The organism is Gordonia sp. Z-3, assembly GCF_036233855.1.
Lineage (GTDB): Bacteria > Actinomycetota > Actinomycetes > Mycobacteriales > Mycobacteriaceae > Gordonia > Gordonia tangerina.
In genome coordinates, this window is sequence record NZ_JAZARS010000004.1 from 81,426 (window position 1) to 95,588 (window position 14,163).

General features: G+C 66.6%; 15 protein-coding genes. 10 read left to right on the forward strand and 5 right to left on the reverse strand.

Features of this window, described 5'->3' with window-relative positions:
* Positions 1-129: 129 nt before the first annotated feature.
* The 3 genes from aceA to VX037_RS05580 all read left to right on the forward strand — a co-directional run bounded on the left by aceA (position 130) and on the right by VX037_RS05580 (position 3,479).
* On the forward strand, positions 130-1,425 hold the full coding sequence (gene aceA / locus VX037_RS05570) for an isocitrate lyase (RefSeq protein ID WP_235723947.1): 1,296 nt from the start codon (positions 130-132) through the stop codon (positions 1,423-1,425).
* Positions 1,426-1,609: 184 nt separating this feature from the next.
* Complete coding sequence (locus VX037_RS05575; RefSeq protein ID WP_235723948.1) at positions 1,610-2,509, forward strand: 3-hydroxybutyryl-CoA dehydrogenase; 900 nt, start codon at positions 1,610-1,612, stop codon at positions 2,507-2,509.
* A gap of 244 nt (positions 2,510-2,753) precedes the next feature.
* Positions 2,754-3,479 carry a heparin-binding hemagglutinin gene (locus VX037_RS05580; RefSeq protein WP_235723949.1) on the forward strand — a complete coding sequence of 242 codons (726 nt, stop codon included), beginning with the start codon at positions 2,754-2,756 and terminating at the stop codon, positions 3,477-3,479.
* A gap of 193 nt (positions 3,480-3,672) precedes the next feature.
* On the opposite strand, the gene VX037_RS05585 is transcribed toward VX037_RS05580, so the two are convergent.
* Complete coding sequence (locus VX037_RS05585) at positions 3,673-4,203, reverse strand: helix-turn-helix domain-containing protein (protein ID WP_328713528.1); 531 nt, start codon at positions 4,201-4,203, stop codon at positions 3,673-3,675.
* 75 nt (positions 4,204-4,278) lie between these two features.
* Between VX037_RS05585 and VX037_RS05590 the strand changes: the two genes are divergently transcribed.
* Complete coding sequence (locus VX037_RS05590; protein WP_328713530.1) at positions 4,279-5,472, forward strand: benzoate/H(+) symporter BenE family transporter; 1,194 nt, start codon at positions 4,279-4,281, stop codon at positions 5,470-5,472.
* A 97-nt stretch (positions 5,473-5,569) separates the two neighbouring features.
* Here the strand turns inward: VX037_RS05590 and VX037_RS05595 are convergent, their stop codons facing one another.
* From VX037_RS05595 to VX037_RS05605, 3 genes are all read right to left on the reverse strand, one after another.
* Positions 5,570-6,064 (reverse strand): hypothetical protein, encoded by a 495-nt coding sequence (locus VX037_RS05595; protein ID WP_235723952.1) that lies wholly within the window; start codon positions 6,062-6,064, stop codon positions 5,570-5,572.
* Between the two features lie 150 nt (positions 6,065-6,214).
* Positions 6,215-7,027 carry an SDR family NAD(P)-dependent oxidoreductase gene (locus tag VX037_RS05600; protein WP_235723953.1) on the reverse strand — a complete coding sequence of 271 codons (813 nt, stop codon included), beginning with the start codon at positions 7,025-7,027 and terminating at the stop codon, positions 6,215-6,217.
* A complete protein-coding gene (locus VX037_RS05605) occupies positions 7,024-7,842 on the reverse strand; it encodes a TetR/AcrR family transcriptional regulator (RefSeq protein ID WP_235723954.1) in 819 nt (272 codons plus the stop codon). The genes VX037_RS05600 and VX037_RS05605 overlap by 4 nt, the downstream gene beginning before the upstream one ends.
* Before the next feature lie 37 nt (positions 7,843-7,879).
* Here VX037_RS05605 and VX037_RS05610 point away from each other — a divergent pair, with 37 nt between their 5' ends.
* From VX037_RS05610 to VX037_RS05635, 6 genes are all read left to right on the forward strand, one after another.
* A complete protein-coding gene (locus VX037_RS05610) occupies positions 7,880-9,232 on the forward strand; it encodes a DUF445 domain-containing protein (protein ID WP_235723955.1) in 1,353 nt (450 codons plus the stop codon).
* A 63-nt stretch (positions 9,233-9,295) separates the two neighbouring features.
* Positions 9,296-9,802 carry a helix-turn-helix domain-containing protein gene (locus VX037_RS05615; protein ID WP_235723956.1) on the forward strand — a complete coding sequence of 169 codons (507 nt, stop codon included), beginning with the start codon at positions 9,296-9,298 and terminating at the stop codon, positions 9,800-9,802.
* 2 nt (positions 9,803-9,804) lie between these two features.
* The gene (locus VX037_RS05620) at positions 9,805-10,635 is read left to right on the forward strand and encodes a histone H1-like repetitive region-containing protein (RefSeq protein ID WP_235723957.1); all 831 of its coding nucleotides are present in this window, start codon (positions 9,805-9,807) and stop codon (positions 10,633-10,635) included.
* Between the two features lie 101 nt (positions 10,636-10,736).
* Positions 10,737-11,030, forward strand: a complete 294-nt coding sequence (locus VX037_RS05625; RefSeq protein WP_235724030.1) for a DUF2516 family protein — start codon at positions 10,737-10,739, stop codon at positions 11,028-11,030.
* Between the two features lie 61 nt (positions 11,031-11,091).
* On the forward strand, positions 11,092-11,931 hold the full coding sequence (locus VX037_RS05630) for a MerR family transcriptional regulator (protein ID WP_235723958.1): 840 nt from the start codon (positions 11,092-11,094) through the stop codon (positions 11,929-11,931).
* 42 nt (positions 11,932-11,973) lie between these two features.
* Positions 11,974-13,086: an alpha/beta fold hydrolase gene (locus VX037_RS05635; protein ID WP_235723959.1), complete on the forward strand. Its 1,113-nt coding sequence runs from the start codon at positions 11,974-11,976 to the stop codon at positions 13,084-13,086.
* On the opposite strand, the gene VX037_RS05640 is transcribed toward VX037_RS05635, so the two are convergent.
* Positions 13,070-14,101 carry a UDP-N-acetylmuramate dehydrogenase gene (locus VX037_RS05640; RefSeq protein WP_328713688.1) on the reverse strand — a complete coding sequence of 344 codons (1,032 nt, stop codon included), beginning with the start codon at positions 14,099-14,101 and terminating at the stop codon, positions 13,070-13,072. The two genes, VX037_RS05635 and VX037_RS05640, sit on opposite strands and share 17 nt — an antisense overlap.
* Positions 14,102-14,163: the final 62 nt, after the last annotated feature.

Below are 14,163 nucleotides of genomic sequence, written 5' to 3' on the forward strand. Positions count from 1 at the left end.
AACGAGGGATTTGTTCGCACAATTCGCGGCAAGCCACTCGCCGACGGGATGTCTGACAGCAGATCGGCCCGGGCGCCACCGGGACGATGCACGAGTGCCCGCGTCAATGAACCGAAAGCGAAGTAGGCAATGAGCAACGTCGGAAAGCCCCGCACCGCCGCGGAGATCCAGCAGGACTGGGACAGCAACCCGCGCTGGAACAACGTCAAGCGCGATTACACCGCCGAGCAGGTCGCCCAGCTCCAGGGTTCGGTCGTCGAAGAGAACACCCTCGCCCGCCGCGGCGCCGAGATCCTCTGGGACGGCGTGACCAAGGGTGACGGCAGCTACATCAACGCTCTCGGTGCGCTGACCGGTAACCAGGCCGTGCAGCAGGTGCGCGCCGGCCTCAAGGCTGTGTACCTGTCGGGTTGGCAGGTCGCTGGTGACGCCAACCTCTCCGGCCACACCTACCCCGACCAGTCGCTCTACCCCGCCAACTCGGTGCCGAGCGTGGTGCGTCGCATCAACAACGCGCTGCTGCGCGCCGACGAGATCGCCCGCGTCGAGGGTGACGACTCCGTCGACAACTGGCTCGTGCCGATCGTCGCCGACGGTGAGGCCGGCTTCGGTGGCGCTCTCAACGTCTACGAGCTGCAGAAGGCCATGATCGCCGCGGGTGCCGCCGGTACCCACTGGGAGGATCAGCTCGCCTCGGAGAAGAAGTGCGGCCACCTCGGTGGCAAGGTGCTCATCCCGACCCAGCAGCACATCCGCACCCTGAACTCGGCGCGTCTGGCCGCCGACGTCGCGGGCACCCCGACCGTCGTCATCGCCCGTACCGACGCCGAGGCCGCCACCCTGATCACCTCCGATGTGGACGAGCGCGACCGCGAGTTCATCACCGGTGAGCGCACCGCCGAGGGCTACTACCACGTGCGCAACGGCATCGAGCCCTGCATCGCGCGTGCCAAGTCCTATGCTCCGTACGCCGACATGATCTGGATGGAGACCGGTACCCCGGATCTCGAGCTGGCTCGCAAGTTCGCCGAGGCCGTCAAGTCCGAGTACCCCGACCAGCTGCTGTCCTACAACTGCAGCCCGTCGTTCAACTGGAGCAAGCACCTCGACGACAGCACCATCGCCAAGTTCCAGAACGAACTGGGCGCCATGGGCTTCACCTTCCAGTTCATCACCCTGGCCGGCTTCCACTCGCTCAACTACGGCATGTTCGATCTGGCCTACGGCTACGCCCGTGAGCAGATGACCGCCTTCGTCGACCTACAGAACCGCGAGTTCAAGGCCGCCGACGAGCGTGGCTTCACCGCCGTCAAGCACCAGCGTGAGGTCGGCGCCGGCTACTTCGACAACATCGCCACCACCGTCGACCCCAACACGTCCACCGCGGCGCTGAAGGGCTCGACCGAGGAAGGTCAGTTCCACTAGGAATTGCGCTCTGGCGAGAAGCATTGCCTTCAGATGAACCCGGGGCGGGCAGGGTAGACACCTTGCCCACCCCGGGTTCGTCTTCTCCCACCGGGCCTTTCCGGTGAACCCTTCTGCAACGGTGCGGCTTTCGGCCAGCTGCCGCGTACGTTGCGACAGCGTTGTCAATCCCGAGGAGTAGATCATGGCAAGCGACAAGATCTCTCGGGTCGGTGTGGTCGGTGCCGGCCAGATGGGCGGCGGTATCGCCGAGGTCTGTGCGCGCGCCGGGGCCGACGTGTTGGTCTACGAGGCGACTCGCGAACTTGTCGCCGCGGGTCGGGCTCGGATCCTGAGATCGCTCGATCGTGGCGTGTCCAGCGGCAAACTCACCGAGCGCGAGCGTGAGGACGCCGCCGCAAAGCTACGTTTCACCTGCGACCTCGGTGACTTCGCGGATCGGCAGTTGGTGTGCGAAGCCGTCATCGAGGACGAGTTGGTGAAGATCCAAACCTTCGCCGATCTCGACAAGGTGGTGACCGACCCGGGCGCAGTGCTCGCGTCCAACACCTCGTCGATCCCGATCATGAAGCTGGGGATGGCCACCCAGGACGCCGGACGTGTGATCGGCATGCACTTCTTCAATCCGGTGCCGGTGCTCCCGCTGGTCGAACTCGTCACCACCTTGATGACCTCCAACCATGTCAGTGCCCGGGCGGAAGCCTTTGCGCACGACGTCCTCGGTAAGCAGGTCGTTCGGTCGGCCGATCGCTCCGGATTCGTCGTCAACTCACTGCTCGTTCCTTATTTGTTGTCGGCCATTCGTATGGCAGAGAGTGGCTTCGCGACCGCCGAGGACATCGACAAGGCCATGGTGCTCGGCTGCGCGCACCCGATGGGGCCACTGAAGCTCACCGACCTCGTCGGTCTCGACACCGTGAAGGCCATCGCCGACAAGATGTACGAGGAGTTCAAAGAGCCGCTCTATGCGCCTCCGCCCCTGCTGCTGCGGATGGTGGAGGCGGGCCGACTCGGCAAGAAGGCCGGCCACGGGTTCTATCGCTACACCGAGGCCGGCGCCGGCAAGCAGGGCGTCGGCGCGTAGGCGATCGTCAGGCGTCGGCCGTGTTGACGGCAGATCAACGTCACGTGACATGTGCCACCTGCGCTTGCATAGTGCTTGCATTTGCTAGCAAGACGTGGATACTGGTTGTTGGAACCAGACAGATACGCCGATTGGTCCGTCGAGACATCCGGCACCGTCGGGTGATCTGTGGGGGTGGTCATCCGCGGCATCGCGGCTGGTGACCACGACCGACCTACCGCACATCACACAGGAGGTGTGAACCGTGAGTGAATCCACACGCACACTGGCCAACCCGATCTATGCCGCTGTCGGCGCCGGAGACTACGTCGTCACGCAGTTCAACGACATCATCGCGCAGTTGCGCGAGCGCACCGAGTCGGCCACCGAGAGCGCGCAGACCCGGTTCGAGCAGACCCGCACCGACGCGCAGACCCGCATCGAGGAGGCGCGGACCCGCATCAACGCTCTTCCCGAGGAGCTGCCGGGCGAGATCGAAGAACTCCGGGGCAAGCTGACCTCGGACGAACTGCGCAAGTTCGCCGAGGGGTACCTCGATACCGCCACCGAGTTCTACAACTCGCTGGCAGAACGCGGCGAGACGACCGTCGAGCGTCTGCGTCAGCAGCCCGTCGTCCAGGAGAACCTGGGTCGCGCCGAGAAGTACTACAACGACGCCGTCGACATGACCGAGGACGCGCTCGGTGTGGTCTCCTCGCAGACCCGCCTCGTCGGTGAGCGTGCCGCCAAGTTGACCAGCATGGTCAGCAGCCGGGTCGAGGACGTCGCCGCCGACATCGAAGAGGCCGGCGAGACCATCAAGGGCGAGACCGCCGAGGCGGCTTCGGAGATCGGTGGCGCTGCCGGCACGGTGGAGGCCAAGGCACGCACCTCGAATTCGTCACCGGCGAAGAAGGTGTCGGCTGCCAAGAAGGCCCCGGCCAAGAAGGCGCCCGCGAAGAAGGCGCCGGCGAAGAAGGCCACCAGCTGATCTGACGCTACATTCGAATCTCGGTCCCGCTCACCCGGTGTGGTGAGCGGGACCGAGTCGTTCTGCGTTCCCTGCCGGATCTGGCTGCGGTGTCGGCGGTCGGCCGACACAATAATTGGCGGTGCCAACCGCTGTGACCGCAGCTGGATACGTCGTCGGCGGTAAGCCGGGGCGGCCGGCAACTGACGGGCCGTTATGCGCCCGGCGAGCGAATGGTCAGCACCGCCTGGGCCGGCACGTCGCCGCTGCGATAGGTGTGCTCGACATCGCTGTGCCACGTGAGCGAATCACCCGACGCAGCACGGCGTTCGGCGCCGGTCGGGCCGGCGGTGAGCTCACCCTCCACAATGAGGATGTGCTCGGTCACCCCCGCTCCGTGTGCCGGTGACACTCGGGTGCCACCCGGCAGGACAGTGAGCCAGACGACCTCGGTTGTTGCGCCATCGGGATGGTGCTCGACGTGCAGTACGCGGGCGAGTAGATGATCGCCGCTGCCTTCGGTGCCGGCCTCCTCGCCCAGCAGTGCCGTCAGTGGCACACCGAGGGGGCCGGCGATGGCGTAGAGGGTGTCCAGGGTCGGATTGCGCTGTCCGGACTCGATCTCCGACAACGACCCTTTGCCGATGCTCGCGCGACGGGCGAGTTCGGACAGCGACATCCCGCGCTCGGATCGGGCGGCGGCGATGCGGCTGCCGACCGCGCGTCGGCGTTGGTCGATGGTCACGGTCGCCTCTCTGTCCGACGCGGTCGTTCTACTTAGGCCGTTCTGTTTACGGAACGACTGCGCTATCCTACTCCGATGACCATCACAGCACAGGCCGGGCTGCGCGAGCCTATCGTCGCCGGTGTCGTCACGGCGCTGGTCGGTTTCACCTCGTCGTTCGCAGTGGTGATCGCAGGTTTGCGGGCGGTGGGTGCCACTGCCGAACAGGCGGCCTCGGGACTGTTCGCGCTGACCGTCGTGTTCGGGCTCGGGATCATCGTGCTCAGCATCCGGTCACGGGCGCCGGTCACCCTCGCCTGGTCGACCCCGGGGGCGGCGCTGCTGGTGAGCATGGGCGCGGGCTACGACGCCGGGTGGGCCGCGGCCGTCGGTGCATTCCTCGTCGTCGGCGGTCTGATCCTGCTGGTGGGGCTGATTCCGGCGCTTGGTGACCTGATCGCCCGCATCCCGACCCCGATAGCGCAGGCGATGCTCGGTGGCGTGTTGTTGTCGCTGTGCCTGGCGCCGATGGAATCGGTGGCCGCGGAGCCCCTTCTGACCCTGCCGGTCCTGATTGTCTGGCTGGTGGCGACGCGCTGGCTGGCGCGGTGGGCGTTGCCGTTGACACTGCTGACTGCGCTCGCCGTCATCGCGGTCTACGTGTGGGTACACGGCAACGAGCAGCACCTGGAGGCGACCTGGCTGCCAACGCTGTCGTGGACCACCCCGCACCTGGATGTCGCAGCGATCGTCGGCATCGCCATCCCGCTGTTCGTGGTGACGATGGCATCGCAGAACATACCTGGCGTCGCGGTGCTGTCATCGTTCGGCTACACGACGCCCTGGCGGGCGGCGATGACGGTCACCGGCGTGGGCACTGCGGTCGTGGCGCCGTTCGGTGGTCACGCGATCAACCTCGCCGCGTTGTCGGCGGCGCTCGCGGCCGGCGACGAGGCCGGGCCCGACCGGTCACGCAGGTGGATTGCGGGTGTGTCGGCCGGCGTGAGCTACCTCGTACTGGCGGCGTTGTCGGGGGCGTTGGTGACGATCGCGGCGATCGCACCCGGCGGTCTGGTGGAAGCCGTTGCCGGACTGGCGCTTTTGGGTACCTTCGCGGCAGCGGTGGTGGGTGCGTTCACCGCTGTCGAGACCCGCGTGCCGGCCGCGCTCACGTTCGTGGCCGCCGCCTCCGGCCTCACTTTCTTCAGTGTGGGCGGGGCGTTCTGGGGTCTGGTGATCGGGTTGGTCGCGCATACGGTGCTACGGCCCCGAACCGCCGCTCCCCGTTGACTGGGCGCCGTTTCCCGTCGAGTGGGCGCTGTATCCGGTCGGTAGGCCCCGGTTGGGTGCCGACTCGACGGGACTCGACGTGGGAGGAGGCGAGGCGTCACGCAGCAGGGCATGCTTCCACCGGGACCATGATCTCGATCGGGTCCCGGTCAGCGAAAGTGAAGGTGACGCTGAAGGATTCACCGGGCTCGGCGTTCTCGCGGAGGCCGCGCAGGGTGGTGGTGAACGCCGGATCGCCGGGTGCGAGGTCCGCGCCGCTGACGCCTGAGTTGATCTCGGACTGTGGCTCTACGGTCTTCGGACCGGGTGGGGACATCTCGGCCGACTCGGCGACATCGGTGGTGATCCCGGTGAAGGTCGCGGAGTCGCTGTCGGAGATGTTGGACACGATGTAGCGGAAGCCGGCGTCGTCGCCGACCTGCAGGGCACACAGTCCGTTGATGTTTTCCGGTGTGATGAAGGCGTTCTCGATGCTCACGGGGTCGGTTTCCGATCCGGAACCGCGATTGGGGGACCCGCCTTCGGGGTCGTTGGTGCATGCGACGGCAAGCAGGGCCACGCCGCCGATCAGGGTGATGGCTCGTGTTCTCATGTCGCCGACGGTAGGCGGTGTGGCGCAGGATCAGAAAACGGAGCGATAACGATTCGACGACGTTGAGAGTTTGGTGGTCGCATCCCGTGGCGGGTGCCCATTGACCCAATTGACCGAAAGAGCGCCCAGTCGACGGGAATTGGCGCCCAGTCAACGACGGTTGGGTTGGGAGTCAGAGGGGCTGGGCGGGAACAGTGGTCCGCCGCCGAAGGCGGCCCGATGCGAGTCGGGCGGCGTGCCGTCGTTGTTGGTGAGGCCGTACGCGGCACCGAGTTCCGCGGTCACCAGCGTGTGCCCGTTGTAGCTGTCCAACTGCGGGTCGTCGGCGAGGGCGGCAATGACCCGTCCGACGAACTCTGGGTCCTCCGCCCGCTGCAGGGAGAATCCGGCGAACTCGTCGACGCCGAGCGACAGCAGCAGTTCGGTACGGATCAACCCGAGCCACAGCGACACCGCGGTGACCCCGGTGCCGGACAGTTCGTGGCCCATGTCGAAGGCCATCTTGTCCAGGCCGGCCTTACTCATCCCGTACAGCACCGAGTGCAGGTGCCCGCGCGACCCGAATGACGATATCGACGCGATCAACCCGCTGCCACGATCCACCATCATCTGCGCGGCATGGACCGAGGCGACATAGTGCGCCCGCAGCCCGACTCCGATGAGCGTGTCCCAGTCGTCGACCGGGCGCTCCCAGAACTTGTCGGAGAAGCCGCCGAAACCGCGGGGCGCCGCCCACGCGTTGTTGACCAGCAGATCGAGGCTGTCGGTGTCACCTTCGATCTGTGTGAAGACGTCGGCGACGGCGTCGTCGTCGGTGTGGTCACAGGCCAGCGCGATGGCACCGTCGGGTCCGGTCCCGTGCCGCGATGTCACATAGACAGTCCAGCCGGCCGCGATCAGCGCGGTCGCCACGCCACGTCCCACACCGCGGCTGCCGCCGGTGACCAGTGCGGTCGAACTCATCGGTTCTCCCCGGCCGCGCCACCGGTCGTGTGTGCGGGGGTGTGATCGACCGCGTCGGGCAGCGGGGGAGGCTGGGCGATGAATGCCTCGCGGGACCCGTTGACCGCGGCGATGCCCACGATGGTGCTCCACGACAACATCGTCAGGTAGTCGATGAGGTCGGCGACGGGGATGGAGCGTTCGGTCATCCACCAGTCGACGGCCCGCTGGATCGCACCGACCAACGCATTCGACCACACCTCGGCACCCGAGGTGTCGGCGTCGCGCTCGGTCATCCGGATGACCAGCACGTTGGTCATCAACTGGGCGACCAACTTCTCCGAGTCCGCGGTGGCCACCGACGACGGAGCGCCGGTGAGCGCGAACTTGTAGAGGTTCGGTTCGTCGGCCACCGCTTTCACATAGACGCCGACGACGGTGCGGGTCAGCGTGTACTCGTCCACGTCGTCGGTGATGGCCTCGGTGAGGCGTGGCAGCAGGGTGGACTCGAAGAAACGCACCGCCGTGGCGACGGCGAGGTCGTTCTTGTCGGTGAAGTATCGGTAGAGCACGGTCTTCGACACACCGATGTGCGCGGCGATCTCGTCCATACCGACGTCGGCGCCCAGCTCGCGGACGGCGCGAATCGTGCCGTCGGTGAGTTCGGAGCGGCGCGCCACCTTGTGCTTCTCCCACCGCTGGCGCCGACCATCCGGCTTGCCCCCGGGGTCGGTGACGGAGTTCAGCAACGCATGCTCCAGACCCCGGGTGACGTTCGCGGCGGCGGCCACGGCGGCGCGGGCGGCGGCAGCCGGGCTCGAACGGTTGGGCGTCACCTGGCCAGCCTAGTGGGTGGCAGGTAAAACTGGTTCAATGCCGCCCACAGTCATTTCGGACGTTCCCGGCACACCGGATCGTCCACCCGAGGTGGAGCCGCCGCGATCGTCGCTCGGCTTCGGAGCCGACGGCGCCGGTGACGCCGCACGCCGCCGTGACCTGCGCCGGATGAAGGTCGTCGCCACTGGATTCCTGCTGTTCGCGGCCGCGGTCTATCTGTTCACGCGCTACCTCGAACATCGCGACGGCACCGACGTCGCCGCCTGGGTCGGTTACGTTCGGGCAGCGTCGGAGGCGGGCATGGTGGGCGCCTTGGCCGACTGGTTTGCGGTCACCGCACTCTTCAAACATCCGCTGGGCCTGCCGATCCCGCACACCGCGCTGATCCGCAAGAAGAAGGACGACATCGGCGATCAGCTCGGGGGATTCATCGAAGAGAACTTCATGACCGTGGAGGTGATCGAGCACCGGGCGCGCAGCCTGGACCTGCCACGACGGTTGTCGACGTGGCTGGCCGATCCGGTCAACGCGCCGCGGGTGTCCGACGAGGCGGCCCGCCTGATCTCACTGGCCGCGGAAATGCTGCGCGACGAGGACATCGAGAAGCTCATCGAGCACGCGATCAAGTGGGCCGGTGAGCCGGAATGGGCACAGCCCCTTGGTCGTGTCCTGGAGCAACTCATCGCCGAAGATCGGCTGGAGCCGGTCTTCCAGCTCGCCTGCGACCGCGCGCATGAATGGGCGTTGGGCAGCCAGGATCTCATCGACCGTGTCGTCGACGAGGACGTCGGGCCGTCGTGGAAACCGAAGTTCGTGAACGTGCTGCTCGGCGACCGGATCTACCGCGAACTCGTCGACTTCACCTACAAGGTCAAGGTCGATCCGCACCACCAGCTGCGGAGGTCGATGCACACCTTCGTGGAACAGTTCGCCGACGACCTGCAGCACGACCCGGACACCATCGCCCGCTTCGAGAAGATCAAGCAGGAACTGATCGGGCGCGACGAGGTCTCCGATGCCGCCTCGACCGCGTGGAAGACCGGCAAGGCCGTCATCGAACAGATGCTCACCGACCCGAACAGCACACTGCGCAACTCGTTGTCGGACGCCACCATCCAGCTCGCCATCCGCATCCGCGACGACCGCCCGCTGCAGGACAAGATGAACGGTTGGGTGGTTCGTGCCGCACGCCACATCGCGGCCAACTACTCCCAGGAGATCATCTCGGTGATCACCGAGACCGTCCGCGGCTGGGACGCCGACGACACCAGCCGCAAGATCGAACTGCAGGTGGGGCGCGATCTGCAATTCATCCGGATCAACGGGACCGTCGTGGGTGCGCTCGCCGGACTCGTCATCTACACGGTGTCGGTGCTCATCTTCGGGTGACGTCTGCTTGCACGTGTTAGCACGCCCGCCGATACTGGTGAGCAGGACCGAAACGGGAGAGTGATGGAGCCGGACGACAACGAATTGCCCGATCCCGTCGAGTCTGTCGACGGTGATGGCGACGTCCGGACACCCGCCGATCAGACCGACGACGCCGATGGCGGTGGTTCCAGCGGTCCGGTCGAAACCGTGGAGGCGGTCGCGACCGCCGCGCAAGACGCGGTGGCCACAGCTGCGCAGGACATCGGCGGCTTCATCCGGTCACAGCGCGTTGCCGCGGAGGTGTCGCTGCGCCAACTCGCCGAACGCGCCGGGGTGAGCAACCCGTATCTGAGCCAAATCGAACGTGGCCTGCGTAAACCGTCGGCCGATGTCCTCGCACAGATCGCCAAGGGCCTCCGGTTGTCCGCAGAGGTGCTCTACGTGCGTGCGGGCATCCTGGAGGAACGGCCAGCGAGCCCGGTGCGTGATGCGCTTCTCGCCGATGACTCGATCAGTGAACGCCAGAAACAGATGCTGCTCGAGATCTACGAGTCGTTTCGGAAAGAGAACACCGACGTCAAGGAGTGAACATGCCGGAGAATCCCTTGAACACGGTCATCGCGCAGGTGACCGCGTTGCTCACCGACCTGCGGGAACGCAGTGAGGCCGCAGGTGAACAGGCGCAGAAGCGTCTTGGTGAGGCCCAGTCCCGGGCGCAGAACCGGGTGGACGAGACCAGGGATTCGGCGCTGACGGTGTTCGAGGATGCCAAGAACCGGTTGTCGTCGTTGCCGGTGGAATTGCCCACCGAGATCGATGAGTTGTTGACCCGGTTCAGTCCCGACGAGCTACGCAAGGTGGCCGAGGCGTACCTTGCCGTGGCGGCCGGTCTGCTGACCGCGTTGTCCGAGCGCGGCGAGGAGGTGGTTGAGCGGCTGAAGACCCAGCCGCTGGTCGAGGAGAACCTGCCCCGCCTGGAGAAGGTGTACAACGATGCGCTCGGTATCACCGAAGACGCGCTGGGCACGATCTCGACCCAGACCCGTGCGGTCGGGGAACGCGCCGCCACCATGGCGGGGCTGAGCACCGGCAGTGCCGATGAGGTGACGCTCGACGCGGTGCCGGCGAAGAAGGCCCCGGCGAAGAGTTCGGCAGCACAGAAAACGCCGGCGAAGAAGGTAGCTGCGAAGAAGGCAGCTGCGACCAAGGCGCCGGCCAAGAAGGCTCCCGCTAAGAAGGCTCCCGCAAAGAAGGCGGCGGCCAAGAAATCCCCGGCCAAGAAGGCGCCGACCAAGAAGGCCGAGTCCGTGCAGGAGCCGGCGAAGAAAGCAGTGGCGAAAAAGGCGGCGAAAAAAGCCCCGGCCAAGAAGGCGCCCGCGAAGAAGACCCCACCGCAGCGGGTGAACCCGGACGAGGCCTGAACCACCGCGCGATCCCGACGCCGGGGCGGCACCCTGACCGGTTCGCCCGGAACGCGTGTGGCGTCGATGTCTAAGCTGGTCTCGTGGACCTGTTGAGTGTGATGGCCTACGGGCAGAATCTGATCTTGCTGCTGCTGACCCTGGTGGCCGGGGTCGCCGCGGCGGTGGCGCTGCTCCACGCCGCCCTCCAACGCAAGGATGCGTTTCCGGCGGTCGATCGACAGAGCAAGGTGATCTGGGTGTCGATCCTGGCTGCGGCGACCCTGTTCATCTGGCTGTTCGGCGCGGTCAATTTCCTGGGCATCATCGGTGTGGTGGCCATGCTGGTCTATCTGGTCGATGTCCGCCCCCGGGTCGACGACATCCAGGGCAAGCGCTGGTTCAGCAAGAGGTAGTGACCCGCCCGGTCCGGCCGGGGTTTTCAGGTGGCGCCGGCACGGGCAATAGACTGGCGAAGTGGCCGAGTACCGGATCAACGACCTGGCAGACGCGTCGGGTGTCAGCGTGCGCAACATTCGCGTCTATCAGGACCGCGGGCTGTTGCCGGCGCCGACGATCCGTGGCCGCACCGGCTGGTATTCCGACGAGCACCTGGTCCGACTGAATCTGATCTCGCGCATGCTCGAACGCGGATACACCTTCGCCACGATCAGCGAGCTGCTACACGCCGCGCACTACGGGATGCGGGTCGAACAAGTGCTGCGCGGGGCCCCCAGGGGCGGTCGCTTCCGCAACTTCAAGCGGGCGGCCACGATCACCATCACCGAACTGCGCAAGACGTTGAACGCGACCGACCGCTCCATCGCGCTGAGCCAGAAGTTGGGTCTGCTGGCCAAGGACGGCGCGCACTACGCGATCCGCAATCCGGAACTACTCGAAGGGGCCGAGACCCTGGTCAAGGCCGGGATCGACATCGACGTACTGCTCGATCGCTGGGTGCGGGTGCAGGACGACCTCGAAGATGTCGCCAAGAGCTTCGTGTCGATCATCACCGACAAGTACTTCGACGAGAACCTGCCCGACCTGGGAGAAGAACAGGTCAGCAAGATGGCGGAGCTCATCCAGACCGTCCGGCCGATGGCCCACGACATCGTCGAATCGACCTTCCGGAAGGCCCTCGACGAACAGATCTCGGCGGCCATCGGGGAGGCCAGTACCTACTTCGACGCGACCGCTCCGGGTGGTGTCGATGGTGACGCCGCCGGTGCGAATGCCATTTCGGGGCCGGATGCCGACGCCGGCGTGGGGGAACCGGCGGGTGACGAGACGCGCAGCGTCGGCGATCGGACGGATTAAGCGCAGGTAGAGGCTGCGGAAATCGAACTGCAAGGGGGAACGATGACCGAGAAATCGACAACGAGGCGATCGGCACGTCGCGCAATCGCGATCGCCGCCGGAGCAGGAGCGGCGGTGGGTGTGGGTGTCCTCGCCGCCGGGGTGGGGACCATCTTCGCCGGCATGCTGCGTGAAGCGTTCCGCGCGCAGCGCGCCGTCGACGACGGGCCCGACGATCTTCTGAGTGTGCCGCAACAGCCGCCGCGACGAATCACGGTCGAGAGCAGCGGCGGGGTGCGGCTCAACGTCGAAAGGTATGGGCCCGCCGACGCTGATGGCGACGTCGTGGTGATGGTGCACGGCTGGACCTGCAACACCGCCTATTGGTATCCGCAGATCAACCATCTCGCCGGTGACCGTCCCGTTATCGCCTACGACCAGCGTGGGCACGGTGCCAGCGAACTCGGCCGGGTGCGGCCCACCATCGCCATGTTGGGACAGGACCTGAATCGGGTGATCGAGGCCACGGTGCCCAACGGGCGTCGGGCGATCCTGGTGGGCCACAGCATGGGCGGCATGACGATCATGTCGTGGGCGGCGCAGTACGCCGATCAGGTGTCGTCGCGGGTGTCGTCGGTGGTGCTGACCTCCACCGCCGCCAAGGCGGTGATGCAGAACCACCTGCTCATCCCGGTGGGGCTGCCCCGCTACACCAAACCGTTCGAGTCGACGGTCGGCAGGCTTGTCACGTCGTCGCCGATTCCGGTGCCGCACACCGATCGAGCCGCCTGGTTGTCGCACTACATCGCGCTCGGGCCGCAGGCGCGCAAGGCGCACGTCGACTTCGTCGACGCCATGATCATGGCCTGCCCGCCGCGTTCACGGGCCGGCTGGGGATCGGCGATGGGCAAACTCGACGTCACCGCGGGTCTCGACGCACTCCGCGTGCCGACGACCGTCGTGGTGGGTACCGAGGATCGGCTCACCCCACCCGTACACGCCGAAGAGATGGCAGAAGTGTTGCGGCGCAACGGTGTACTCCGTGAGCTCGTGAGCCTTGAGGGTGTGGGGCACATGTCGAGCATCGAGGCGAGCGTACGGTACAACGAACTGCTCGACGAGGTGTTGGCCGAGGTCACCCGCCCCGAACCGGCGGGGTCTACAGCTCGCAGTTGACCAGCACCGGCTCCGGATACAGGGTGATGCCGAATGCCTCGTGCACCCCGTCGCGGACCGTCCGGGCCAGATCGAGGAGATCTGCGGTGCGGGCGGTGCCGCGGTTGGTCAGTGCCAGAGTGTGTTTGGTCGACAATCGGGCCGGGGCTGCCGGTCCCGGATATCCGCGGGTGAAGCCGGCCCGCTCGATCAGCCATCCCGCCGACAACTTGATCCCACCCTCGGTAGGGTAGGTGGGCACTCGGGTCTGCGCCCCGAGGCGCGTGGCAATGCGGTCGAGGACCTGCGAGGCATCGTCGTCGGACACGATCGGGTTGGTGAAAAACGAGCCCGCGCTCCAGGTGTCGTGATCGCCGGGGTCGAGCACCATGCCCTTGCCGCGTCGCAGGGTCAGCACCCGATCGCGCACCGCGGCGGCGTCGGACGTAGCGCCGGGCTCGACCCCCAGCGCGATCGCCAGTTCGCCGTAGCGGATCGGTCGGCTGATCCGATCGGCGTTGAGCCAGAACGACACCCCGAGCACCACGTGATCGTCACGATGCTTGAGATTGCTGGTGCGGTAGCCGAGTTCGAGCGCACTCGGCGCAACCCAATGCCGTCGTCCCGATCGACGGTCCAGCAGTTCGACGCTGCGCAGCAGATCGGCCACCTCGACGCCGTAGGCGCCCACGTTCTGCACCGGTGTCGCGCCCGCGGCACCGGGGATGCCCGAAAGACACTCCAGTCCACCGAAGCCCGCCTGAACGGTGGTCGCGACGAGATCGTCCCAGCCGACACCGGCCTGAGCGGTGACGAATGGGACGCCGTCCTCGTCGCCGAACACCACGTCGGATGTCTCGATGAGCACCACGGTGCCGTCGAAGCCCTCGTCGGCGACCACCAGATTCGATCCACCCCCGACCAGGAGGCAGCGATCCCCGGCGCGATCGAGGGTCGTGACGACTTGCGCCAGGTCGTCGGTTTCGCGGCATCTGTGCACCGCGCGTGCGGGCCCGCCCAGGCGCAGCGTCGTCATCGTCGACAGCCGCGTGTCCTGGGTCGTCGGTGTCGGGTGCCGCGGGCCGCTCTCACTCACCC